Here is a 23230-nt window from a genome sequence, read left to right as displayed (position 1 = left end):
TGGTGTATTCGTTGTCTCAGCCAGCAATATCATTGCCAGATGCCGGGCATCTACCTCACGGTCACTGATCATCTAAGTGACACAAAGCAAATGCAATTAATACATTCATAGCTTCTTTTGATCCGGTTATATGTATTCAGGATATTGCAGATATGATATCCCCAGGGAACCGCACAGGTGATCATACATGCTCAATCATCGGAGTGACAATCTATAACATTTCATTCTGTTCTGCCAACTTAAGCTCCTTTCTCTTTCTGACAATAAAAAACTACCAGCTCAATACTGATAGTTAGTAGTTAAAGAGATTATTTATTTGGAACCCCATTCATTTTAATAAATACTTTTCAAATGCCTTATTTGTATCAATGTGAACATCTTTGAAAAATAAAATCCCCCATATGATATATGCTGCAATTGCAAAATACTGTGTAAGAAAAAGAGAGCCTAACGCACCACAAAGCATAATAGCTGTCCATATAAAACATGAATTTCTAATATCCCTAGCTATATAGGCCTTATCATATAAAGCTTTCTCTCCTTCAGATAATGTATTAAATCCTGAAACGAATCTTGCCGCTTTCTCCTTGAAGATTCCAAAAAGTAAGCCTATAATTCCAAAACTCGGCACCAAAACAATACACATCCAAAATCCAATATTCATAAATCCCCTCCTACAATATTATGACTTAATTATATAATACCATTTTGCACTACCAACTATCAATATTAAGTTTTCAATGTACAGTAATACGTTAAATCCTGATTTTATAAATATTTTTAATAATATAACCACTATTATTTTCTAACTTTTTATATTACAATCTAATAAAAAAATGATTGGAGGTATACACTATGGCTGCTATTCCTTTGTTTATTTATGCATGTGAAATTTTCAAATTTATTGTTTACATTATGGTTTTTCTATGTTGTATCAAATATTTAAAGAAATAACACACACCCATTCTTTCTCTCCTTTCACAATCTCTTCACAGATCCATCAAACTCCGGTTAGTTTCGTTATTTACGCTCCTTTCACGTTCGGTGATCTTGGATTTAGAAATTTGTTCATTAGTACTCCAATATATGTTTCTTGTGATGTTAAATGCTTTTTTCGTGTTTCTTGATATTTTTATTATACAGAGTGATGTCGCAAGAAAAATAGGTGTAAAAGGTAATATACTTAGCAATTATGAAAATGGTATATCAGAGCCAGACATAGATACTTTCTGCGCATTATGCGATATATACGATTTAGATCCAGCCCGGCGATGATGAGTACCGTGGCTTTTGCTGGAGAATGGAAACAGGACGCTAAGGGGTGGTGGTATCAAAACGATGATGGAAGCTATCCGGTAAACAGTTGGCAAGATATAAACAGTAAACAATATTATTTTAACGAATCAGGCTACATCTTAACTAATACATCTACTCCTGACGGAAAACAAGTCGGGGCAGATGGATCAATGGTACAAGCTCCACTCTTCGATTTTGATATAAGCGACAGTCATGTTAAATATACCAAACACGAGATCTCCACCGATTATGATGGCAATGCTTGCGTAATTGTATACTATGGTTTTACAAATAAAGCAAATGAGGCTCAAAGCGCATTGGGAAGCGGAAGCTATATAACAGCTTACCAAAACGGAATAGAATGTGACAGTACTATAGCTTCTTCCAGTAATAATGCCATTGATAATTACTATAAAAATGTTATGCCCGGAATAACTCTTAATGTAGCAGAAGCTTTTAAAATTTCAGACAAAAGCGATGTCACACTCATTCTTGAAGAATTATGGGACTGGAGTTCAAACAAAAAAACCTCCAAAGCTATATTGAATTTGAATTAAATACAGTGTCTACCACTAATAATTTTGGTAGACAAACGGTAGACAAAAGCATCATTTTACCCCATCCAAGCAAAAAGAGGAGCCGCCCAAAGCGAACTCCTCTTTTCTATATCAAATGGTATTTCCCCTTGAAAATCAAGGTTTATCCTTAGAATTTACCTGCGTTAGCACTTTCCTCGATCCCAACAGCTACAGCCACGGTGGCACCAACCATAGGGTTGTTACCCATACCGATCAGACCCATCATCTCTACGTGAGCCGGAACGGAAGAAGAACCTGCGAACTGAGCGTCAGAGTGCATACGTCCCATGGTATCTGTCATACCGTAGGAAGCCGGACCTGCTGCCATGTTGTCTGGGTGAAGGGTACGTCCTGTACCGCCGCCGGATGCTACGGAGAAGTAATTCTTGCCCTTTTCGGTACATTCCTTCTTATAGGTACCTGCAACCGGATGCTGGAATCTGGTTGGGTTGGTGGAGTTACCTGTGATGGATACGTCAACGCCTTCCTTCCACATGATAGCAACACCTTCTGTTACGTCATTAGCGCCGTAGCAGTTAACCTTTGCTCTTAAACCTTCTGAATAGGATTTTCTGAACAGTTCTTTTACTTCGCCTGTGTAGTAATCCATCTCAGTTTCTACATATGTAAATCCGTTGATTCTGGAAATGATCTGAGCTGCATCTTTTCCCAAACCGTTTAAGATAACACGCAGTGGTTTCTGACGTACTTTGTTTGCCTTCTCTGCAATACCAATAGCACCTTCTGCTGCAGCAAAGGACTCATGGCCTGCCAGGAAACAGAAGCAGTCTGTATTCTCTTCCAGAAGCATCTTTCCAAGATTTCCATGACCAATACCTACTTTACGCTGATCTGCAACGGAGCCTGGAATACAGAAAGCCTGAAGACCTTCACCAATTGCTGCTGCTGCATCTGCTGCTTTTCTGCATCCTTTTTTAATTGCAATCGCTGCGCCTACCGTGTAAGCCCAACAAGCATTTTCGAAACAGATAGGCTGGATCTTCTTCACCTGTTCGTAAACATCCAGACCTGCATCTTTTGTAATCTTTTCCGCTTCTTCGATAGAAGCGATGCCATAGCTGTTTAAAACAGAATTGATTTTGTCAATTCTTCTCTCATATGATTCAAATAAAGCCATTATCTTGTCCTCCTTATTATTGGCCAAATCTCTTCGCTTTCATAACCGGATACCGGCAGGCTTTCGCCGACCGATTATTCGTGTCTTGGGTCAATGATCTTTGCAGCTTCCGCTACACGGCCGTACTGTCCTTTTGCTTTTTCCCAGGCAGTATTGGGATCATCACCCTTCTTGATGAAGTCAGTCATCTTACCAAGGCTTACGAACTGATATCCGATGATCTGATCTTCCTCATCCAGAGCGATTCCGGTTACATAGCCTTCAGCCATTTCCAGATAGCGGGGACCTTTCTTTAATGTTCCATACATGGTACCAACCTGGGAACGAAGACCTTTTCCTAAATCTTCCAGACCTGCACCAACCGGAAGTCCATCTTCTGAGAATGCACTCTGGGTTCTTCCGTATGCGATCTGTAAGAATAATTCTCTCATTGCTGTATTAATGGCATCACAAACAAGGTCTGTATTCAATGCCTCTAAAACGGTCAGTCCTGGCAGAATTTCGGCTGCCATAGCAGCAGAGTGTGTCATACCGGAGCATCCGATAGTTTCCACTAATGCTTCCTGAATAATACCCTCTTTTACGTTAAGAGTCAGCTTGCATGCGCCCTGCTGGGGAGCACACCAGCCAACACCATGTGTCAGACCGGAGATATCTTTAACTTCTTTTGATTTTACCCATTTTGCTTCTTCTGGGATTGGAGCAGCGCCGTGATGAACGCCCTGTGCTACTGTGCACATCTCTTCTACTTCATGTGAATAAATCATGTTAAAACTCCTTTCAAATAAGTAATCATCATGAAAAGTACTTTGTTAATTATATCACATCATACTTGATATCATTTTCTCATATTATGTCGAATTCCGCAAGTGTTTTTTAGGCCATACAATTTAATGGCCGAAGAGAGGAACCGACCTGTTTCCTATCTTCGGCCTACTGGCGTACTAATTACTGTATCACTCTTCTTACCGACAATATGGTACGATAGGTAGCCGTACCAACCTTGATACCGGTAGCGGGAGAACTGGCATGAACAATCTGGCCGTTCCCGATATAGATCCCGATATGACCTGCATAACAGATCAAATCTCCCGGCTGGGCATCCGAATAAGAGACCTCGGTTCCTGCAGAGCGCTGCTCGGAAGAGCTTCTGGGCAGAGAATATCCGAAATGCCTGTACACAGACTGCACAAATCCGGAACAGTCAGTTCCATTGGTCAGGCTGGTTCCTCCAAACACATAGGGGTTCCCCACAAACTGCAGACCGTAATCTGCAACCGCCCTTCCCTGAACAGTTCCGCCGCTGCTCTTAGACGCGTTAGGACCGGAATATTTATTAGTTTTGCTGGAACTGCGGCCTCCTTTGTTAGAAGCGGCCTTTTTCCTTGCATCCTCTTCAGCCTTTTTTCTCGCCTGTTCAGCTATTTTTCTCGCTTCCTCTTCCTTTGCCTTACGGATCTCTTCATTCTTTTTCGCTACCGTCTGTGCATAGAGATCTGCATCCTTCTTAGCCGTAGCCAGCTGGCTGTCAAAATTGCTGACTTCTTTTTTCTTGGTTGCAATGAGCGTTTCCAGCTGTTTCTTCTGATCCTTATACTCCAGCTCCATCACTTCCATCTCATTCTTGTCCTCTTCCAGATCAGACTTATAATCCGCTACCTGCTGCTTCGTCTCCTGGAATTTCACAAGCATCTTCCGGTCGTATGTATAGATATCTTCCACGTATTCCGCTTTATTAAGCAGATCAGACATATCCTTTACCTGTAGAAAAATATCCAGATATTGGGTATCACCCTTCTCATACATATACTGGATTCTTTTTTTCATGGCAATATACTGCTTTTCTTCCTCTTTTTTCGCTTCCTGGTAATCCGATTCGGCCTGTTTGATTTCCTTTTCCTTATTTGCCATATCATTTTCCAGTATCTTAATATCCGATAAAAGAGCTGTTAAATCTTTGGTAAGCTTAGATACCTGATTCTGCGCTGCACTTTTATTATGTTCCGCTTCCTGCGCCTTTTTATTAGCCTCATTCAGTTTCTTCTGAGCTTCCTGCTTTTCCTTTTCTGCCTTTGACGTTGCAAAGACCGGAACAGTCTGTGTGCAGACCATGGCACTTACCATTACACCACAGAACAGCCTGCGAAGTAATCCCGCATATTTATGATATATAATCTGTACTTTTCGTTTCATCGTCAGTTCCTTTGCATTTTTTCTATCTTTAACCTACCTCTATGTTAACGTAAACAGAGGGTAAAATTCAAGTCCAAATTATAAATTTATAAAAAAGATTTCTCCTGACAGACATTAAGCCTCCTGGATACGATGATAAAACACAGGAAAAACAAAATCCCCTTCAGGATACTGGATATGGAAAAAGCCCACCAGATTCCGTCCAGTCCCAGAACTGTACTGCCTAAAAGCATGGCGAGGGGAATCCTGGCTGAAGTAAATACAATGCTGATTACTGAGCTTAATAAAGTCTTTCCAAGTCCCGATAATGCACCTACCGTTGTAAGTTCCACACACATGAACATCTGGCTCACTCCCAGGATAACCAGATAATGCACTCCCATTGGAATCACATCTGACTCATGTATGAAAAGTCCGAATATCTGCTTCGGGAAAACAATCAGCAAAAAGGTACAAAATATACCCCAGAAAAACATCACTGCTGCTGCAGTAAAATATCCCTTTTTCACTCTTGTGTACTGCTTTGCCCCATAATTCTGTCCCACAAATGAATTAATAGCACCTGCAAATCCATCTGCAGTCATCCATGAGATGGATTCAATCTGCCCTCCTACACGGAGTACCGCCACAGCCGCATCGCCGAATTCTGCCACAAACCGGGTGATTATCATGGAAATACTGGTATAAATTAAATTCTGAACAGAAGCCGGGAATCCAATCCTGATCATGGATACTATAAAATCTGCGGGGACCTTCTGGATAAGACGTACCTTATCAAATACCAGCCTGTCTTTGCGGATAGCTATTAAAAATACGAGAAAAACAACTGCCTGCGCTATTACCGTGGCTGCTGCTGCCCCGCCTACTCCAAAACCTTTCACCGGTCCTGCTCCGAAAATCAAAAAAGGATCCAGAATCATATTCAAAACCATTCCTATTGTATTGGCCTTTAAAGGGGTTCTGCTGTCCCCCATGGCTGTGAGAATACCAGTCAGTATTACATTCATAAAAGAAAATACAATTAAACCGCAGGTAATCCTTAAATACGTCCGGGCATTCTCCATAATCAGACTGTCACTCAGTCCAAAAAAACCGATCAGTGGTTTTGCTCCAAATATACACAGCCCTCCAAAAAGTACGGAAAACAGAAGACCTAGCTGAAGGGCTCCTGATGCATAAACTGCTGCTTCCTCTTTCCTGTCTCCGCCAAGGGCATGGGCAACCTTTACCTGTCCGCCCATTTTAGCCAGTGCCACAACTCCCTGAGAGAGCCAGACATACATTCCGCCTGCTCCCACCGCCGCCACTGCCGGCGCACCGGCGATGCCGATCCATGCCATATCTGTCAGATTGTAAGCCATCTGAATCAGTGCGGAGATCATAATTGGAAGCGCCAGCTCCGTCAAAGAAGTAAATATATGTCCTTTTAGTAAATCTACTTTTTTATTCATCTATTGTTTTCTCCGTCTCAAAAGGGCTGCCGGCTTAGCGGCAGCCCTTCTCTGTCCGGATTAATCCCTGGCAGAAAGATATTCGTCAATTCCTCTTGCGCCGGCACGTCCGGCTTCCATGGCCAGAATTACAGTTGCAGCTCCTGTCACTGCATCTCCTCCGGCATATACGCCTTCTTTACTGGTCTTTCCTGTAGTTTCCTCCGCAATGATACATCTGCGCTTATTAATATCCAGTCCCCTGGTGGTATTGGATATTAAAGGATTAGGGGATGTTCCCAATGACATGATGACAGTATCTACATCAATGACAAATTCAGATCCTTTTACCTCTACAGGTCTTCTTCTGCCGGAAGCATCCGGTTCTCCAAGTTCCATTCTGATACATTTCATTCCGCTTACCCAGCCCTTCTCATCGGTGAGAATCTCAACTGGATTCGTCAGAAGATCAAATATAATTCCTTCTTCTTTTGCGTGATGTACTTCCTCCGCTCTGGCAGGAAGCTCAGCCTCACTTCGTCTGTAGACAACGTGCACCTCAGCGCCAAGGCGGAGAGCAGTTCTAGCTGCGTCCATCGCAACGTTGCCGCCGCCAACAACTGCCACCTTCTTACCGGCTACGATCGGAGTGTCGTAATCATCGCGGAATGCTTTCATTAAATTGCTTCTGGTTAAGTACTCATTGGCAGAGAACACACCGTTTGCATTCTCTCCCGGAATTCCCATAAACATCGGAAGTCCGGCTCCGGAGCCGATAAACACGGCCTGGAATCCTTCTTCATCAAGAAGTTCATCTATAGTCACAGATTTTCCTACAATCACATTGGTTTCAATCTTAACGCCCAGCTTTCTCACATTGTCGATCTCCGGCTGTACCACTCCTTCTTTTGGAAGGCGGAATTCCGGAATACCGTATGTAAGTACACCGCCCGGCTCATGAAGAGCTTCAAATATGGTAACTTCGTATCCAAGCTTTGCAAGATCACCTGCGCAGGTAAGGCCGGAAGGACCGGAACCGATCACTGCCACCTTCTTGCCGTTGGTTTTTTCAGGTGCCTCCGGTACAATTCCATGCTCTCTGGACCAGTCTGCAACAAAACGCTCCAGTTTACCGATGGAAACCGGCTCTCCCTTAATTCCGCGGATACACTGGCCTTCACACTGGCTTTCCTGAGGACATACACGGCCGCATACAGCGGGCAGCGCGGAGGATTTTGCAATCACTTTTGCAGCTTCCTCGATATTGCCCTGTTCCACTTCCTTAATAAATCCCGGAATATTAATGGATACCGGGCAGCCCTTTACGCATTTTGGATTTTTGCACTGAATACAGCGGCTGGCTTCTTCTCTCGCTTCTTCTTCATTATATCCAAGACAAACCTCTTCAAAGTTTGTTGCTCTCACTTTAGGATCCTGTTCTCTGACTGGTACTTTCTTTAAAACGTCCATTAGTTGTCACCTCCACACATTCCGCAGCCGCCATGATGAGTATCGCCTTCCCGGGACTTTAAGATCGCACGTCCCTCTTCGCTCTTATACATCATCTGACGCTTCATGGCTTCGTCAAAATTCACTTTATGGCCGTCGAATTCCGGTCCGTCCACACAGGCAAATTTGACTTCATCCCCTACAGTAATACGGCAGGCTCCGCACATTCCAGTTCCGTCCACCATAACAGGGTTTAAGCTGACAACCGTAGGAATACCCAGCTCCTTTGTCATGAGACAGGTAAACTTCATCATAATCATGGGGCCGATGGCAACACAGACATCATACTGTTTTCCCTGATTTACCACCAGATCCTTAATTACTTCGGTAACCATTCCTTTTCTTTCGTAGGAACCGTCATCTGTGGTCACATATAAATTACCGGCCTGTTCTCTCATGGCATCTTCCAGAATTAATAAATCCTTTGTCTTTGAACCCATGATCACATCAACGGAAATTCCGTGTTCCTTCATCCATTTCACCTGTGGATATACAGGAGCAGTTCCCACACCGCCGGCTACAAATAAATACTTTCTTTTCTTTACTTCTTCTAAATCTTCTGTTACAAATTCTGATGCGTTGCCCAAAGGTCCTACTACATCCTCAAAGCTGTCACCCGTTTTTAAATCGGCCATCTTTTCCGTGCTGGCACCCACTGTCTGAAATACTATGGTAATGGTTCCCTTATCACGATTATAATCACAGATTGTAAGCGGAATCCGCTCTCCTCTGTCATCCATCTTTACGATAACAAACTCTCCAGGCTGGCAGGCTTTGGCAATCCGGGGTGCTTCCACATCCATCAGATAGATCTTGTCAGCTAACATCTCTGCTTTTAAAATCCTGTACATCTTCATCCTCCTAATGTCTTCGTGAATATACCTATGCACCGTTCCTGAAAGCCTTCCTGACAATCAGGTGAAATGGTACTCGGTTTATCTTATCATTTTTAAGGGTCAAAGACAATATAATTCGATAAATATCATTACTTTTTTATCGATTGACCCGTTCTTTTATACATTCGGAACGTATAACACAAATCAAAGTATGTCTGTTCTTCACTTTCTGCAGTCATCTCCCAGCATGGATCCTTATCCAGATCCGGGAATTGGGTATCGGCGCTGTAAGTATAATCAATAAACGTCACATGAGCTGTATCACAATAAGGAAGAAACTGCTCATAGATGCTTTGTCCTCCAATAACGAAACATTCTTTTTCCGGATATTTATTAAGTTCTTCCATCACCTCTGACAGACTGTGGCAGATCACAGCACCTTTCACCTGATAGTCAGGATTTCTGGTAAGAACGATGTTGGTTCTTCCGTATAACGGCTGTTTACCCGGAAGACTCTCTAATGTCCTGCGTCCCATAATAATAATCTTTCCAAGAGTTTCCTCCCGGAACAATCGTTTATCCTCCGGTATGGATACCAGAAGCTGTCCCTGGTTCCCTATCGACCAGTTTTTATCTGCTGCAACAATTAAATTCATATGCCTGTCCACCTTTTATTCTTCCTCTGCAAGGATCAGTTCTTTTGCGTAGGGCAACTCCTCAATCCATCTGCAGAAGGTATGCCATTCCTTTAATTTGTGCCCTCTTCTGGCAAAATAGATATTGATTAAAGATTCATAATTTAATGTACAGGTGCGCATCTGGTTATAGCTGGAGGGCAGGAGCTGGATCATATCATACCAGTCTTCTTTATTCTTTGTCTTAATATAACGCAGACGGATCTTTTCCAGTTCTTCCACAACCGTTCCCATAAAAGCAAGCGTTCGTTCTGTCATATGATCATGGCTAAAGTCCTCAATACCAAATGGTTTTGAATGAATCTTATGCATAGTGCTTGTGGAATTGGCTACGGTAGATACTTTATAGGTATCGTATTCCTTCCACCAGTATAAAGGTGCCGTTACATCTACGGAGACAAAAATCTGGCGTATAAACTTTCTATGGTCGCTTCCGGCCTTTCTTAAGCGTCTGGCAAGTCCCAGATCGTTTGGTCCAAGTATGTATTCGCCCTGTTCATTGTATTCACTATCCATACGGTCCCAGCTGTTCATGGGATTTCTTGCACCCCGAATGGCATTTTCTATATTCATAACACTGGTTTTTTCACACTTTAACATGGTATCTTCCTTTCTAACTGCGGATTCCCTGTTTCATAGTCCCATCCATTATAAAACAAAACATTTGTTTCGTCCATTCCTTTATTAAATGAATTATAGGGAGTGGGTGGGAATTACATATAAATCATAATAAAGTAATATTAAGAACCCTTCCACGCATATATTTGAATATCCATGCCACAGGATTATTGAATAGTAATAATACTATTATCGAAATCTCCTTCACATGGTAAATCTATATTCATAATATAGGAGATGATGTGGAATTGAACCATATAGTAAATGATAATTATAATATTTATTTAATAACCATGGATAGAAGTGATCAATTCTGGATGGTTATGGATAATGGTGCCAGAGAAATGGCTGCTATGTTAGGTGTTACATATGAATGGGACGCCCCCTTAACGAGAGATGTAAATAAACAAATTCAAATATTTAATAATGCCGTAGCAGCGGGAGCAGATGCAATCATGTTAGCGGCTAGTGATCCTTTAAAGATTTCCGAACCAGTGGAAGAAGCGAAAGCGAAGGGGGTAAAAATTATTTATGTTGATGCACCAGCGTTTGAAGAAGCAGTCATAACTTTAGCTACAGATAATTATACAGCTGGTAAGTTAGCTGGAGAAAATATGTTTTACGAATTAGAGGCAATTGGTGTCACTTATGGTTTAATAGGAATCATTGGGGTAACACCGGAAAACAGAACGACTGTAAATCGGGAAATAGGATTTCGCGATTATTTTAAATTGTTTGGCAGATATCAGATATTGGATACAATATATACGAATGGTGACCCGGAGTTAGCAAAACAAGCAACGGAAAAATATATAAGAGACAATCCCAATCTTGTTGGTGTTTTTTCAACGAATGAAGGATCTACGTTAGGGATGGGATATGCTTTGAGAGAATATGACACAAATATTATCGGTATTGGATTTGATATCACACAGATAATTCAGGAAATGATAAGAGATAATACAATAAAAGCTGTTTTGATACAAAATCCATTTACAATGGGCTATCTGGGTATGGCCCAGGCAGTTGCATCATTAAAGGGATTTGATACAGGTCCAAAATTTATTAATACTGGAGTAACTGTAGTAAATATATATAAATCAAGTCAAATATTATCGTAATAAAATTATATTAAAAGAAATGTCTGTTATCTATTGAATCATGACCAATCGTCTTTTATAATTGTAATATTGAGTTTTTGTAAAGGAGAAAGTTACGAATGGATGAAAGTTACATACCGATAAGACTGAAACAGCTTCGGACAAAAAAGGGGATATCAGCCACTGAGATGAGTCTTTTGCTGGGACAGGCGGATAATTACATCAGTGATATAGAATCAAAGAATACCACACCGTCTATGGAACACGTTCTATTGATCTGTGAATTTTTCGGGATATCTCCAGGGGAGTTTTTTGATGAAGAAAATGCAAATCCTCTCCTGCTTCATAAACTGATGTCAGAACTGACGCCATTAAAAGACCAGGACTTTGACAATCTGTTTAACCTTCTTTTAGAAGGTCAGAAAAAGTTAAAAAAATAGCGGCAGAAAAAGCGGGAAAACGGATCGTTACTGATTCCAGTCTCCCGCTTCCACCACTTATCAGACGGGACTTATGTGATCAAGATCCCACCGGATTGTGCTGCCGCTCTCATTCTTCGTAACCAACAGCTTCTTATCAATCTGTTCTTTCAGTTCACTTACATGAGAGATAATCCCAATCAGCCTGTGTTCCCCCGCCAGTTCCAGAAGGATCCGCACGGCCCTTAATCTGGATTCCTCATCTAAAGATCCGAAGCCTTCATCAATGAACATTGCATCCAGCCGCACATTTCCTGCCGTTCTCTGAATAATATCCGCCATTCCTAAAGCCATTGCAAGAGCTGCCATAAACGATTCTCCTCCTGACAATGTTTTCACATCCCTTACCTGACCGGTTGCCAGGCTGTACACATCAAGATCCAGTCCAACCTCCCCCTGCTTTCCTAAAGCATTTAAATCCCGGCATTGTAAAAGAAACTGACCGTCAGACATGATCTTTAACCGCTTATTGGCAGCATGAACCATCTGATTAAAATACTGACGCTGCACATAAGTCTGAAAATCCAGACTTACTGAAAGCTTTCCATTGGCTGTCTGGTTTAAATTATGATACAGCTGATATTCCGTCTCAAGCTCCAGCCGCTCCTTCCAAAGCTTCTTTAAATTTCCTTCTGCCCGTTCAGCCCGGCTTTCAATCCCTGCAAGTTCAGCCGACTTTAACTGAAGGACCTTTTGCTCCTCCCTTAATGCATACGCTTCTTCATCCCAATGCGATGTATCCACACGCTCCCTTCCTTTTGTCTGTTCTTTATACTGCTCATAGATTGTCCTGGCAGTGAGACACGCTTCCTCGTATTCCCGTATTTCCTGCTGCCATGCCTTCCTCTGGTCAGAGGGCATCTTAGCCTGGATATAATCTGCTTCATCAGAAAATCCCAGCTTTATCAGAAGCGAATGGTAAGCCTTTCCTGTACTCTCCTGTGCTTTGAAAAGCTCTTGTGTATTTTCTTTTAATGAAGCAAGGCGGCCCCTCTTTTCCCGTTCCTCTTCCGACAGAAGAAGAAACCTCTCATTTGCCTTCTTTTCAGCTGCCAGCAGTTGATCCCTTTTGTTTTTTAATCGTTCCTGCTGGAGTTTTGCCTGCTTCTCGTCCGGATAGGGAAGACTTTTTTCCAGTTGCTCCCGTTTCGCAAATAAAGCGGAATTTTTCACTTTCTTATCCTGCCAGGCTCCGCGAAAGGCTTCCTTTTCCTGTTCCAGTACTGTCATACGGCTGATATCATTTCGTTTTTTTTCATTGATCTCCTTTAAAAACGCTTCCGCTTCCCTTGCTCTCTTCTCCTCTTTTTCCGTATTGACCAACAGGAGGTTGGTTTCTTTTTCTTCCGATATAAGACGTTCTCCCAGAGAATCCAAGTCTGTACAGGGACCAATAAAAAGACCTGCCTCCTTCTTTATCAATTCTTCCCGGTAACGGCAGTCTTCATATTTTTGAACCACAAGCAGAGCGGCTTCTGACCGGCGCTCATTGGCTTTATCTCTTGAAATTCTGGCCTCATCCACCATCCTGGCAGAAATACCGTCTTTTAAAAGCTCTGCCTTTTGCGGGTGATGGCAGGAGCCGCATACCGGGCAGGGTTCTCCCTCTGTCAGTTCCTTTGCAAGCATTCCTGCCTGCTGGGCAAAAAAGCTTTGATAAAAGGTGTTATAAAGGGCTTGTGCCTCCTCATAGGCAGCCTGGGCGGCTTTTTCTGACTTGTTTAATTCTGTTAATTCAAGCTGACAAGACCTGACCTGTTTTAATGGCACAAACAATCCCTTTAAAGCCTCTTCCTTTCTCGTATACTCTCCTTTTAACTGTTTCAGTTCCGGAAGCCTTTTCGCGATTTCAGTCAGTGTATCCAGCTGCTTTTCGTATTCTTTTAAGCGCAGACTGACTCGTTCTAACTCATTAGCTGCTTCCTCAAACTGTTTTTTGGCCTCCTCCTCTTCTCTTTTTCTGATGCGGCACAGTTCCTCCATGTTCTTCCAATCCTCATAAAGAGGCATGGAGGAATTCAGGCGGTCTAAGAGAATCGACAGCTGGGGAACCTCCTTTTCTGACGCTTCCCTGCATTCAAATGCAGCTTTCTTTACCAAAGCAAGCATTTCCCCTGCATTCTTTAAATCTTCCTCAATCTGCAGCTCCCGTTTCATAGCTGCTTCCCAGTCATTTTTTCTTTCCTTATATTGTGCCTCTGCAGTAGAGACTTGTTCCGCCAGTTCCCCTCTCGCAAGCCGCTCCCGCCTTTGCTTCCAATCCTCATTCTGAAGCTTTAATGCCTCCATGCGGTCAGCAGCTTCCTTTCGTTTATCAAACAGGCGGTTTTGCTCCATGGCAAGATTCCTCTTGCTTTCCACGCTGGAAAGACGCTCACTGTTTTCTTCCCTTTTAACCGACAGCTTCTCTTCTTTATCACGGATCTCAGCTAAAATTGCTGACAGCAGGCTGATAATTTCTTCCGTTTTCGTCTCCGGAAATTCCAGCAGATGAGTCCACTGGTCTTTGTAAACACTGTCACATAGCAGTTCCAGATTCCCCAGCTCATGAACACAAAGCTTACGGTTATCCTCCAGCTTTCCAGCATAGAAGTTATTTTTTTCCTTTAATTTATACTGAATCCGGCTGTATATCCCTGTGTTAAATATTCTGGAGAAGATCTCTTTTCTCTCTTTCGAGGCAGCAAGAAGAAGCTTTAAGTAATCTCCCTGGGCTATCATGGCGATTTGTGAGAACTGGCTGGAATCCACACCGATAATCTCTTCAATCTTCTGGTTAATGTCCCGGATACTACCGGCAAATTCCACACCTGTGGGCAGTAACAGGGAAGCCTTTGCAGGAACTGAGATCTGGGTGTACTCACCTTCCTTGTTTTTCCTTTTACTGCTTCTTAAATAGGAAGGGCTTCTTGTAATTTCATAGATTTCCCCCTGCTCGGAAAAACGAAAGGACACAAAAGTTTCCATATCCCCGTCTGCATACTGGCTGCGCATCATGGAAGGATCTCTTCGATGTCCGCTTGTTTCTCCAAAAAGCGCATAGGAAAGCGCATCAAAAATCGTGGTTTTTCCGGAACCGGTATCTCCGGTAATGAGAAAAATCCCATGCCCGGCTATTTCAAAATCCACTGTTTCCACATCTTTGTAGGAACCAAATGCGGACATCTTCAACTTCAATGGTTTCATGCACCTTCCTCCTTTGCTTCCTGTACGATTCTCTCCATGGCATGAAAGGCTTCCTCTGTCATCTCTTCCCCTCTCACAGTCCTGTAAAACTGCCGGAATGCTTCCAGAGGATTTAAAACAGGTACACGCTCCTCTTCCTCCATCATTCGTTCCCTGGTGCGCACATTGTCCACCTTCAGTTCCAGCAGATGATCATAGACTTCCTTTAACTGCTCTCTGATCCGGTAAGGCTCGTCTTCATCGGTAAGGGTCACGCTGATAAAATCATGGCAGTTCGTATCATCCGCACGGTCTAGTACCTCCTTTAAGGTTCCTCTTTCACGCCTTACATCCTGAATCCCCCGAAGAGGAAGTACATCATAGGTCAGCGCCTCCCCCTTTGCACCCATATGAATCACAGTGATTCCTTTTTTATGGTGCTCCTCACTGACGGAATATTTAAATGGCGTTCCACTATAACGGATCCAATCCTTTGAAACTCTTTGTGGTCCGTGGAGATGCCCAAGTGCCACATAATCAAAGGCCGGAAGCACACAAACATCCACACGGTCCAGCCCTCCTGCCATAATAACTGCCTGCTCTGATTCACAGGTCTCCGGATCTGAGCTTCCCCCGGCGTAAAACTGATGGGATAGCAGTACATTACGCTCCACGGTGTCTATGTTTTCTCTTGCCAGAACTTCCTTAACCGCATGTTCGTATCCCTGGGGCTGACTGTCCCCAAAGAGATTTCTTACATATCCTGGTTTTAAAAAAGGCAGCAGATAGAAATTAACGGGGCCCTTTTCATCAGAAAGCACCACTTTTTTTATGTATTCATTCTGATTTTGGGGCGGCATTACCGACAGATGAATGGAATGCTTTTCCAAAAATGATCCAGCATAGGAGAGTCTTTCAGGAGAATCATGATTCCCGGCAATAATGAGAACAGCAGGCTGTGGGCGGAGCATGGACAGTGCATCTAAAAATCCGCTGAATATGGTATAGGCCTCCGCCGATGGGGCTGTCTTATCGTAAATATCACCACAGATTAAAATGGCATCGGGTTGTTGTGTGGCCGCATAATCCACGATCTGCTTTAAAACAGCTTCCTGATTTTCTTTTAAGCTATAACCATTTAATTGTTTTCCAATGTGTAAATCCGACAAATGAAATAATTTCATCGTTCTTCCTCTCCTCTATCTGTGGGCTTCCGGGAAATAGGGTTTTTAGAGGAAACACAGTATACATTTACATACTGGTCCATACGGCTGTTAAAGATTATCCGGTCCCCTGCATGGCTGTAAATCGGGTGAGGATGCGCATCCTGACCCAGCCAGTCACTTTCATTACCCGTTAGCAGGTCTTTAACCAAAACATTGGGGTTGCCCCCTTTATCACAGATCATATAGAGCCGCTCATCATTCTCGCTGACTGAAGAAGACGTAATATACAGAAGCTGGGTATTATTATGATCGTTCTTTCCAGCTCCCCCGGCCAGCATACGGCCATTTAACATGGATTCTGCCATCATATTATCAATAATTCCTCTCTCAATTCCATCATACGGTACTGTTTAAAGTATATCATAAATTTTCTGGTTTGTTCCAGATAAATAAAAATCAGGGTTAAAACAATCCATGTTTTTCAACCCTGATTCATTCTGTCTTTTTATATTGTTTTTCATTAATACTTATTATAGAAACCGGCTGAAGCATCAGATGAAAGTTTTGTGTTTTTTGATAGTCCTGCTTCATGCAGCTTGAATTTCTTCACCTCCTGCTGCAGCATTTCCGCCTGTGCTGCAAGTTCTTCACTGGCTGCAGAACTTTCTTCCGCCGTTGCTGCGTTAGTCTGTACAACAGCTGCCACCTGGGAAAGTCCCTGGTTTATCTGTTCAATTGCTTCTGCCTGTTCGGTGGAGGCAGATTCAATTTCCTGAATGGAATGTTCCACCATCTGTGCCTGTTCTTCCACAGAGGATAACAGCTTAAGAGTATCATCGGCAAGCCGCTCTGTGTGTGATACCATTGTAACTGATTTTTGAATCAGATCCGCTGTCTGTTTTGCTGCATCGGCGGATTTTCCTGCCAAACTGCGCACCTCGTCGGCCACCACAGCAAAGCCTTTTCCGGCATCACCTGCACGAGCCGCCTCTACAGCAGCATTAAGTGCAAGAATATTAGTCTGAAATGCAATGTCCTCCACCAGCTTTGTAATCTTGGATATCTCATGTGACGACGCTCCAATCTCTTTCATTGCCAGATTTAACTCCTTCCTGCATGAGTTGGTTGCTTTCCATAACGCCCTGGCCCGCCTGACCTACATATCCGGCAGCTTTTTCAACACTCTCTGCATTCTTAGATGCCTGTCTGGCCACGCTGCTGATGGAAGCGTTTAATTCCTCCAGTGTTGCAGCCTGTTCAGTTGTACCGATGGATAAAGCCTGTGCTCCGTCAGAGACCTGGCCAGATCCCGAATTAACCTGTTCTGCTATGGTTGTAATAGAAGAAGCCAGATTGTGGAATTTCTCAACTAATTCTGCCAGTGCCTTCCCAAGTATGTCCTCTTCAGACCGTATGGTAACAACCGTTGTTAAATCACCGTCTGCAATTGTCCTGGTTGTCTGGGCCTGTTCTATATTATTGATAATCATCTGGTCGAACGCACTTGCCAGACCGCCGACTTCATCCTTCCTGGATGCCCAGGCTCTTTCTTTTTCACCTGCTATTTTATCAACCCCAAAATCCCCCACAGCTGCCATGCCTGCAAACGCCTCAAAGATATACAGAGGATAAGCAATGATATCTGACATATAACGGGAGAGAGAGACAGAAAGAATTATTGCAGCAATTGAAATGAATACTATGATAATAACAGCAGCCATTACATTCCTGGCATTGGAATTTACCGCAGCAGCAGTTACAGATACAATCCCAACACCGGCAGTAACCACTGTTAATGCTGAAATCAAGAGATAGCTGATTAATAGTTTCTTCGCAACCTTTAAATCTTCAAACCACTTTTTCACATTTACAACCCTCTTTCATTTATTCCGGATTATTTTTACCGGTCTTTTCTTTTGTTTTTCTGCAAGTAACTGATTCCCGCATTTATCTCTTTGTCATAAAATCCCTCCGCCCGCAAACCGTTTCGCAGTATATCTCATACTGCGCAAAAAAATCCCCCAATAAAGAATGGATTTTTCCTTATTGGAGGATCGTTTTATATTCTATACCACAATCTAAAATAATAACTGAGTCAGCAGACTGGCTACTATCAGAATGAGTGCACCGCAGATTCTGGTAGCGATCTGGGCAAATGGAAGAAGTTCCATTCTTCTGGCTGCGGAAAGAACAGCAATATCACCGGTTCCCCCCATATTGGTGGTGCAGAGTCCGGCCGTAATTGCGGATTCCACCGGATAGAACCCAACCAGATAACCGCCGATTCCGGCACCAATCGATACACTTGCAACTACTACAAAAACCAGGAGCAGGTACATGGGGGTGACCGCTTTTGCTACTGCACCTAAATCTATCATAGAAATTCCAATTCCCACTAAAAGTGCACTGGTCCAGTTCTTCATAACAAACTGGGACCACTGGCGGGCGGAATCCTCAAATTTTACGGGAATAAATCCACACGCCTTGCTTACAGCAACCAGGATAATCATCCAGGCATAAGAATGGACCGCAGGAACAAATTTATTAATAATCACACCTGTTAAAAAGAATAACATAGCGGTAATTAATCCAATTCCCAGCTCTTCCAGACTGACAGAAGACTTGTTTTTTTCATTTAAATCAGAATTGTGATTTCTCATAAGACGTCCGTTTCCTGTTAAGCCTGGCTTAACTTCTCCAAATTTTGCCAGCATTCCGGCTCCTACAATTGCCATTACGTTACCCAGAGTAGACGCTGGAATCATTCTTGATATTACTGCGGCAGATTCTGTGTGAAGCGCCTCTGCGTACATACCGGACAGCGGAACCACTCCGGCTCCCATACCGCCGCCCATCATGGGAATTGCCACATACATCACTGCATCTACAAAACCATATCCAACCAAAGCTCCCACTACGCCAACGCTTAAGATAGCCATGGTCATTGCACAAAGAGCAACCGGGAGGAACCGGACTGCAGCTTTTAACAGAAGAGACCGGTCCATACCCAGAATACTGCCTGTAATTAACGCTGCTATGTAAAAATTTAAAAATCCGGTTTTATTCATAAACTGGTCAACATTCTCCACTACATATCCCGGGATCAGACCCGTATAAACCAGAGCAGCGGAAGCAAAGATGCAGACAATCGCACCGCCCCCCAGAAAGGTTTTAACAATGGGAAGATTATTACCAATGATATTAAACAGTCCGCCGAAAATCATCATTACAAGCAGAGCACCGATCATACCGGAAGGAAGCCATTTCATAGCAATAGAAACTGCAGTGACTGCAGTAAAAGCAAGATAAACAGGCAATGAAATTCCGGATATTTTAATGCTTATAATCTTTTTACCCATAGTGTTTTTTTCATTTTCCATCTTACTTTACAACCCCCTGCTCCACAGCTTTTTTCTTCACCGCTTCTGCAACCTCTTTTGCAACACGTTCATCAAATGCACCGGGTATAATGTATTCCTCTGTCAGTTCTTCTTCCTTTATGATTCCAGCAATGGCATAAGCAGCGGCAATCTTCATTTCTTCTGTGATATCAGTAGCTTTTGCATCCAGAGCACCACGGAAAATACCTGGGAATACCAGTACATTATTGATCTGGTTTGGAAAGTCAGAACGTCCTGTGGCAATGATTCTTGCTCCGCCTTCCTTTGCCTCATCGGGCATGATCTCAGGAGTTGGATTGGCCATTGCAAATACGATTGGATCCTTTGCCATAGAGGCAACCATTTGGGAAGTAACGATTCCAGGAGCAGAAACGCCGATGAAAACATCTCTTCCTTTCATAATCTCTTTTAAATCCCCCGTTTTATTCTCCGGATTGGTTACCTGAGCCATTGCCTTCTGGGCATCGTTCATCCACTCTTCGCCTTCTGCCAGCGCACCTTTTTTGTCAACGAGAATAATATCTTTCATTCCGATGGACAGTAAGAGTCTGCAGATAGAAATTCCAGCAGATCCGGCTCCATTGATCACGGCCTTAACTTCCTCTATTTTCTTCCCAACAACCTTTAATGCATTGATAATACCGGCGGATACTACAATTGCCGTCCCATGCTGGTCATCATGGAATACCGGAATATTCAGTTCTTCTTTCAAGCGCCGCTCTATTTCAAAACATCTGGGTGCAGAGATATCCTCCAGATTAATTCCGCCGAATCCAGGTGCCAGATAGCGGACTGTTTTAATAATTTCCTCTGTATCTTTTGTATCAAGACAAATTGGAAATGCATCCACGCCTCCAAAGGCTTTAAAAAGAATGGATTTGCCCTCCATTACCGGCATTGCTGCTTCCGGACCGATATCTCCCAGCCCCAGTACTGCCGTTCCGTCAGTTACTACAGCCACCAGATTCCCTTTCGCAGTATAGCGGTAAACTTCGGATTTATTATCTCTGATCTTTCTGCATGGTTCTGCAACTCCCGGTGTGTAGGCAGTACTTAAATCCTCTCTGCATTTTACATCAACCTTTGAAGTTACTTCGATTTTTCCTTTGTTTTTTTCATGCAGCTTAAGTGCAAGTTTGTTGTAATCCATAACTTTTCACCTTTCCCTTTCGTTGACTTTTTAATATAACCGTATGTTATCACCGGTACCGGCATTTTGAAATCTTGTGAACCTTATTAAAAACTTATGTAAGTAAAGAAAACAGGTTTTAAGATTATCCCGATACTCGTTGATTTTCTCGTTTACATCTACTACAATAGGTTTTGCAGGGGAGGTATTGCATGAGAGAAAAACCATTAGAACACCAGATTTATGTATCCCAGATTTTCAGCATCGTCCTTGCCATTTTACTGGCTTTGGGTGTATCGCTCCATTATAATCTGGTGACCAAACGAAATTCTCTGGATATGAACATTAGAAATGCCGGAATCTTTATCTCCGGTATGCCGGAAGTCACTGATATGTTAAATAAACAGCAGCCATCTGAAGCATTTAACAATCGTATGGACAGACTGATTAAAGAACTGAATTATATTGATGTTGTCACCATCTGTAATAAAAACAGCATTCGTTTTTATCATAATAATAAGGCACTGATCGGAAAAACTTTTGTCGGCGGCGACGAGGGTCCCATCTTACACGGTGCTTCCCCCTATATCACAAATGGAAAGGGAACTCTTGGAAGTCAGCGCAGGGCCTTTTTTTCCGTAAAAAACAAAGAGGGGGAAATCATTGGTTTTGTAATGGTTTCCGTGCTGACCACCAGCATATCCCAGCTTACCAGGAATATCCTTCTTGTCTTTTTTCTCCTGGCACTGGTACTCCTGTCCATAGGATTTCTTGTCTCAGGACTGCTCTACAACCGTCTGAAGAAAATACTTCTTGGATATAAGCCGGAGGAGTTCCGTAAAATACACATTGAAAGAAAAGAAGTGCTGGATGCCCTGGAAGAGGGAATCTTTGCAATTAATACCGAAGGAGAACTGATTCTGATCAACGAATCTGCAAAAAAGATATTAGAGCTTCCTGACATTCCGGAATATGGTACAAAGCTGACGGAACTTTATCCGGAAACCAGACTCCCCCACATCCTTAGGTCAGGTACGCCGGAATATAATATCAGTCTGATGATAAAAGGAAAACACATTATATCTAACCGGATTCCTATTATAGATAACGGGAACACTACCGGAGCCGTATCCATCTTCCGCAATAAGACAGAATACACCCGTCTGGCTGAGGAGCTGACCGGAGCACGATACATGGTAGAGACACTCCGCGCCTTAAATCATGAATTCAAAAACAAGCTCCATGTTATTCTTGGTTTTATCGAGATGGGGCAGCCTGAAAAAGTAACTGATTTTATTCTTCATACCAGTATGGCCTCCACTGTGGCTGTAAGCGAGGTGACAAAACTGATTCAGGTTTCCAGTATAGCCGCACTTTTAATTGGAAAAATTATCCGTGCAGGCGAACTTGGTATCCGACTGACCATCAAGCCTGACAGCTCCTGTCAGGAATCAGAGCTTCATCTGCCCGTTGAACTATATATTACCATTCTGGGCAATCTGATTGAAAATGCCATCGAGGAGTTAAATGAACAAAGCAATGGAGTGAAAGAAATCGAAGTCGGGATTAATATATGGAAATCCGGCAGCATACTTTCCGTTGACGATACCGGCAGAGGAATTCCAGCCAGCATGCAGGATAAAATTTTCAACAAAGGCTTTTCCACGAAGGGGAACGGCAGAGGGGCGGGTATGTGCCTGATTAAGGAATTGATAGATCAGCATCATGGAATCATTGAAATGGAATCTGAAGAAAATACAGGAACATCATTTACAATCACTTTTACAGAGGAGGAAACATCATGTATCAGGTAATCATTATTGAGGATGACCCCATGGTAGCTTCCATTAACAGACAATATGTGGAATTAAACAAATATCTGCGGGTAACCGGTCAGTTTTCCAATGGAAAAGATGCGCTTCACTATCTAAAGGACCATACGGCTGATCTGGCAATTATGGATGTGTATATGCCGGTCATGGATGGGGTGGAACTTCTTACCGAAATCCGGAAGCTTCAGAAACATATGGATGTTATCATGGTGACAGCAGCAACCGATGCTTCTCATGTGAAGCGGCTGCTGGGACTGGGTGTGATCGATTATCTGGTAAAACCGTTTGAGTACGTCCGGTTTAACCATGCACTGGCCCGGTTTATGGAACACCAGGAGCTTCTTAAACAGGAGACCTTCTCCCAGGAGCAGCTGGATTCCCTTTTTGAAATTAATTCCGGCATTTCTTCCCAGCAGGACGTCCTTCGTAAGGGGCTCCAGGAAAAAACTCTGGATATTATTCTATCTTATATGAAGGAGCATCCGGATGATGCGCTCACCAGTGAAACTGTCGCGGAAGAGGTTCATTTATCCCGCGTAACCGTTCGCAGATATATGAATTACCTTCTGGACAAAAAACAGATTGTCAGTGACATTGATTATACCACTGGCGGACGGCCTTCCATTATATATCGGTATGTAAAAAGGTAACAGGTGAAATTTCAC

At 42.9% G+C, this 23230-nt stretch carries 22 protein-coding genes; 6 read left to right on the top strand and 16 right to left on the bottom strand.

All coding sequences use genetic code 11. The features are described from left to right. Positions 1–328: 328 nt before the first annotated feature. Positions 329–664 (bottom strand): DUF3784 domain-containing protein, encoded by a 336-nt coding sequence (locus CRO04_RS08625; protein ID WP_097003843.1) that lies wholly within the window; start codon positions 662–664, stop codon positions 329–331. Positions 665–1086: 422 nt separating this feature from the next. Here CRO04_RS08625 and CRO04_RS27415 point away from each other — a divergent pair, with 422 nt between their 5' ends. Both CRO04_RS27415 and CRO04_RS08615 read left to right on the top strand, forming a co-directional pair. Continuing rightward, positions 1087–1275 carry a helix-turn-helix domain-containing protein gene (locus tag CRO04_RS27415; protein ID WP_141400960.1) on the top strand — a complete coding sequence of 63 codons (189 nt, stop codon included), beginning with the start codon at positions 1087–1089 and terminating at the stop codon, positions 1273–1275. An 8-nt stretch (positions 1276–1283) separates the two neighbouring features. Continuing rightward, positions 1284–1853 carry a DUF5067 domain-containing protein gene (locus tag CRO04_RS08615; protein WP_207654425.1) on the top strand — a complete coding sequence of 190 codons (570 nt, stop codon included), beginning with the start codon at positions 1284–1286 and terminating at the stop codon, positions 1851–1853. A 148-nt stretch (positions 1854–2001) separates the two neighbouring features. Here the strand turns inward: CRO04_RS08615 and CRO04_RS08610 are convergent, their stop codons facing one another. The 8 genes from CRO04_RS08610 to CRO04_RS08575 all read right to left on the bottom strand — a co-directional run bounded on the left by CRO04_RS08610 (position 2002) and on the right by CRO04_RS08575 (position 10275). Continuing rightward, a complete protein-coding gene (locus CRO04_RS08610; protein ID WP_097003840.1) occupies positions 2002–3012 on the bottom strand; it encodes a GGGtGRT protein in 1011 nt (336 codons plus the stop codon). Positions 3013–3086: 74 nt separating this feature from the next. Then, entirely contained in the window at positions 3087–3779 is a 693-nt protein-coding gene (locus CRO04_RS08605) for an iron-sulfur cluster assembly scaffold protein (protein WP_097003839.1), read from the bottom strand. A gap of 181 nt (positions 3780–3960) precedes the next feature. Beyond that, the gene (locus CRO04_RS08600) at positions 3961–5205 is read right to left on the bottom strand and encodes a C40 family peptidase (RefSeq protein WP_097003838.1); all 1245 of its coding nucleotides are present in this window, start codon (positions 5203–5205) and stop codon (positions 3961–3963) included. Between the two features lie 86 nt (positions 5206–5291). Beyond that, a complete protein-coding gene (locus CRO04_RS08595) occupies positions 5292–6656 on the bottom strand; it encodes an MATE family efflux transporter (protein WP_097003837.1) in 1365 nt (454 codons plus the stop codon). Positions 6657–6716: 60 nt separating this feature from the next. Next, complete coding sequence (gene gltA / locus CRO04_RS08590; protein ID WP_097003836.1) at positions 6717–8105, bottom strand: NADPH-dependent glutamate synthase; 1389 nt, start codon at positions 8103–8105, stop codon at positions 6717–6719. Continuing rightward, positions 8105–8995 (bottom strand): sulfide/dihydroorotate dehydrogenase-like FAD/NAD-binding protein, encoded by an 891-nt coding sequence (locus CRO04_RS08585; protein ID WP_097003835.1) that lies wholly within the window; start codon positions 8993–8995, stop codon positions 8105–8107. Before CRO04_RS08585 ends, gltA begins: the two co-directional genes overlap by 1 nt. 134 nt (positions 8996–9129) lie before the next feature. After that, positions 9130–9636 carry a dihydrofolate reductase gene (locus tag CRO04_RS08580; protein ID WP_097003834.1) on the bottom strand — a complete coding sequence of 169 codons (507 nt, stop codon included), beginning with the start codon at positions 9634–9636 and terminating at the stop codon, positions 9130–9132. Positions 9637–9651: 15 nt separating this feature from the next. Continuing rightward, on the bottom strand, positions 9652–10275 hold the full coding sequence (locus tag CRO04_RS08575; RefSeq protein WP_097003833.1) for a hypothetical protein: 624 nt from the start codon (positions 10273–10275) through the stop codon (positions 9652–9654). A 260-nt stretch (positions 10276–10535) separates the two neighbouring features. Here CRO04_RS08575 and CRO04_RS08570 point away from each other — a divergent pair, with 260 nt between their 5' ends. After that, positions 10536–11414, top strand: a complete 879-nt coding sequence (locus CRO04_RS08570) for a substrate-binding domain-containing protein (RefSeq protein ID WP_097003832.1) — start codon at positions 10536–10538, stop codon at positions 11412–11414. 98 nt (positions 11415–11512) lie between these two features. Continuing rightward, positions 11513–11833: a helix-turn-helix domain-containing protein gene (locus tag CRO04_RS08565; RefSeq protein WP_097003831.1), complete on the top strand. Its 321-nt coding sequence runs from the start codon at positions 11513–11515 to the stop codon at positions 11831–11833. A 60-nt stretch (positions 11834–11893) separates the two neighbouring features. Here the strand turns inward: CRO04_RS08565 and CRO04_RS08560 are convergent, their stop codons facing one another. The 7 genes from CRO04_RS08560 to CRO04_RS08535 form a co-directional block, all read right to left on the bottom strand. Then, positions 11894–15058 carry an AAA family ATPase gene (locus tag CRO04_RS08560; RefSeq protein ID WP_097003830.1) on the bottom strand — a complete coding sequence of 1055 codons (3165 nt, stop codon included), beginning with the start codon at positions 15056–15058 and terminating at the stop codon, positions 11894–11896. Continuing rightward, complete coding sequence (locus tag CRO04_RS08555; RefSeq protein WP_097003829.1) at positions 15055–16221, bottom strand: exonuclease SbcCD subunit D; 1167 nt, start codon at positions 16219–16221, stop codon at positions 15055–15057. Before CRO04_RS08555 ends, CRO04_RS08560 begins: the two co-directional genes overlap by 4 nt. After that, positions 16218–16571, bottom strand: a complete 354-nt coding sequence (locus tag CRO04_RS08550; RefSeq protein WP_097003828.1) for a hypothetical protein — start codon at positions 16569–16571, stop codon at positions 16218–16220. The genes CRO04_RS08555 and CRO04_RS08550 overlap by 4 nt, the downstream gene beginning before the upstream one ends. Before the next feature lie 152 nt (positions 16572–16723). Then, positions 16724–17296: a methyl-accepting chemotaxis protein gene (locus tag CRO04_RS26780; protein WP_141400959.1), complete on the bottom strand. Its 573-nt coding sequence runs from the start codon at positions 17294–17296 to the stop codon at positions 16724–16726. Further along, complete coding sequence (locus tag CRO04_RS27025) at positions 17268–18068, bottom strand: methyl-accepting chemotaxis protein (protein ID WP_141400958.1); 801 nt, start codon at positions 18066–18068, stop codon at positions 17268–17270. The genes CRO04_RS26780 and CRO04_RS27025 overlap by 29 nt, the downstream gene beginning before the upstream one ends. A gap of 213 nt (positions 18069–18281) precedes the next feature. Next, positions 18282–19583, bottom strand: a complete 1302-nt coding sequence (locus CRO04_RS08540; protein WP_242974397.1) for a 2-hydroxycarboxylate transporter family protein — start codon at positions 19581–19583, stop codon at positions 18282–18284. A gap of 1 nt (position 19584) precedes the next feature. Next, positions 19585–20754, bottom strand: coding sequence for a malic enzyme-like NAD(P)-binding protein (locus CRO04_RS08535; protein WP_097003827.1), 1170 nt, complete (start codon positions 20752–20754; stop codon positions 19585–19587). Between the two features lie 191 nt (positions 20755–20945). On the opposite strand from CRO04_RS08535, the gene CRO04_RS08530 reads away from it, so the two are divergent. Both CRO04_RS08530 and CRO04_RS08525 read left to right on the top strand, forming a co-directional pair. Then, positions 20946–22547 (top strand): ATP-binding protein, encoded by a 1602-nt coding sequence (locus CRO04_RS08530; RefSeq protein ID WP_097003826.1) that lies wholly within the window; start codon positions 20946–20948, stop codon positions 22545–22547. Then, positions 22535–23215, top strand: a complete 681-nt coding sequence (locus CRO04_RS08525; protein ID WP_097003825.1) for a response regulator — start codon at positions 22535–22537, stop codon at positions 23213–23215. The genes CRO04_RS08530 and CRO04_RS08525 overlap by 13 nt, the downstream gene beginning before the upstream one ends. The last annotated feature ends 15 nt before the right edge of the window (positions 23216–23230 follow it).

The organism is Lacrimispora amygdalina (assembly GCF_900205965.1).
In the GTDB taxonomy this organism is placed as follows: domain Bacteria; phylum Bacillota; class Clostridia; order Lachnospirales; family Lachnospiraceae; genus Lacrimispora; species Lacrimispora amygdalina_A.
The sequence above is the reverse complement of the archived record's forward strand: the minus strand, read 5'-3'. Positions and strand labels throughout refer to the sequence as shown.

Excerpts from the sequence above, each read along its gene's own strand:
- CRO04_RS08625 (WP_097003843.1), bottom strand. The coding sequence starts at position 664 with ATGAATATTGGATTTTGGATGTGTATTGTTTTGGTGCCGAGTTTTGGA.
- CRO04_RS27415 (WP_141400960.1), top strand. The coding sequence starts at position 1,087 with ATGTTTCTTGTGATGTTAAATGCTTTTTTCGTGTTTCTTGATATTTTT.
- CRO04_RS08610 (WP_097003840.1), bottom strand. The coding sequence starts at position 3,012 with ATGGCTTTATTTGAATCATATGAGAGAAGAATTGACAAAATCAATTCT.
- CRO04_RS08605 (WP_097003839.1), bottom strand. The coding sequence starts at position 3,779 with ATGATTTATTCACATGAAGTAGAAGAGATGTGCACAGTAGCACAGGGC.
- CRO04_RS08600 (WP_097003838.1), bottom strand. The coding sequence starts at position 5,205 with ATGAAACGAAAAGTACAGATTATATATCATAAATATGCGGGATTACTT.
- CRO04_RS08595 (WP_097003837.1), bottom strand. The coding sequence starts at position 6,656 with ATGAATAAAAAAGTAGATTTACTAAAAGGACATATATTTACTTCTTTG.
- gltA (WP_097003836.1), bottom strand. The coding sequence starts at position 8,105 with ATGGACGTTTTAAAGAAAGTACCAGTCAGAGAACAGGATCCTAAAGTG.
- CRO04_RS08585 (WP_097003835.1), bottom strand. The coding sequence starts at position 8,995 with ATGTACAGGATTTTAAAAGCAGAGATGTTAGCTGACAAGATCTATCTG.
- CRO04_RS08580 (WP_097003834.1), bottom strand. The coding sequence starts at position 9,636 with ATGAATTTAATTGTTGCAGCAGATAAAAACTGGTCGATAGGGAACCAG.
- CRO04_RS08575 (WP_097003833.1), bottom strand. The coding sequence starts at position 10,275 with ATGTTAAAGTGTGAAAAAACCAGTGTTATGAATATAGAAAATGCCATT.
- CRO04_RS08565 (WP_097003831.1), top strand. The coding sequence starts at position 11,513 with ATGGATGAAAGTTACATACCGATAAGACTGAAACAGCTTCGGACAAAA.
- CRO04_RS08560 (WP_097003830.1), bottom strand. The coding sequence starts at position 15,058 with ATGAAACCATTGAAGTTGAAGATGTCCGCATTTGGTTCCTACAAAGAT.
- CRO04_RS08555 (WP_097003829.1), bottom strand. The coding sequence starts at position 16,221 with ATGAAATTATTTCATTTGTCGGATTTACACATTGGAAAACAATTAAAT.
- CRO04_RS08550 (WP_097003828.1), bottom strand. The coding sequence starts at position 16,571 with ATGATGGCAGAATCCATGTTAAATGGCCGTATGCTGGCCGGGGGAGCT.
- CRO04_RS26780 (WP_141400959.1), bottom strand. The coding sequence starts at position 17,296 with ATGAAAGAGATTGGAGCGTCGTCACATGAGATATCCAAGATTACAAAG.
- CRO04_RS08540 (WP_242974397.1), bottom strand. The coding sequence starts at position 19,583 with ATGGAAAATGAAAAAAACACTATGGGTAAAAAGATTATAAGCATTAAA.
- CRO04_RS08535 (WP_097003827.1), bottom strand. The coding sequence starts at position 20,754 with ATGGATTACAACAAACTTGCACTTAAGCTGCATGAAAAAAACAAAGGA.
- CRO04_RS08530 (WP_097003826.1), top strand. The coding sequence starts at position 20,946 with ATGAGAGAAAAACCATTAGAACACCAGATTTATGTATCCCAGATTTTC.
- CRO04_RS08525 (WP_097003825.1), top strand. The coding sequence starts at position 22,535 with ATGTATCAGGTAATCATTATTGAGGATGACCCCATGGTAGCTTCCATT.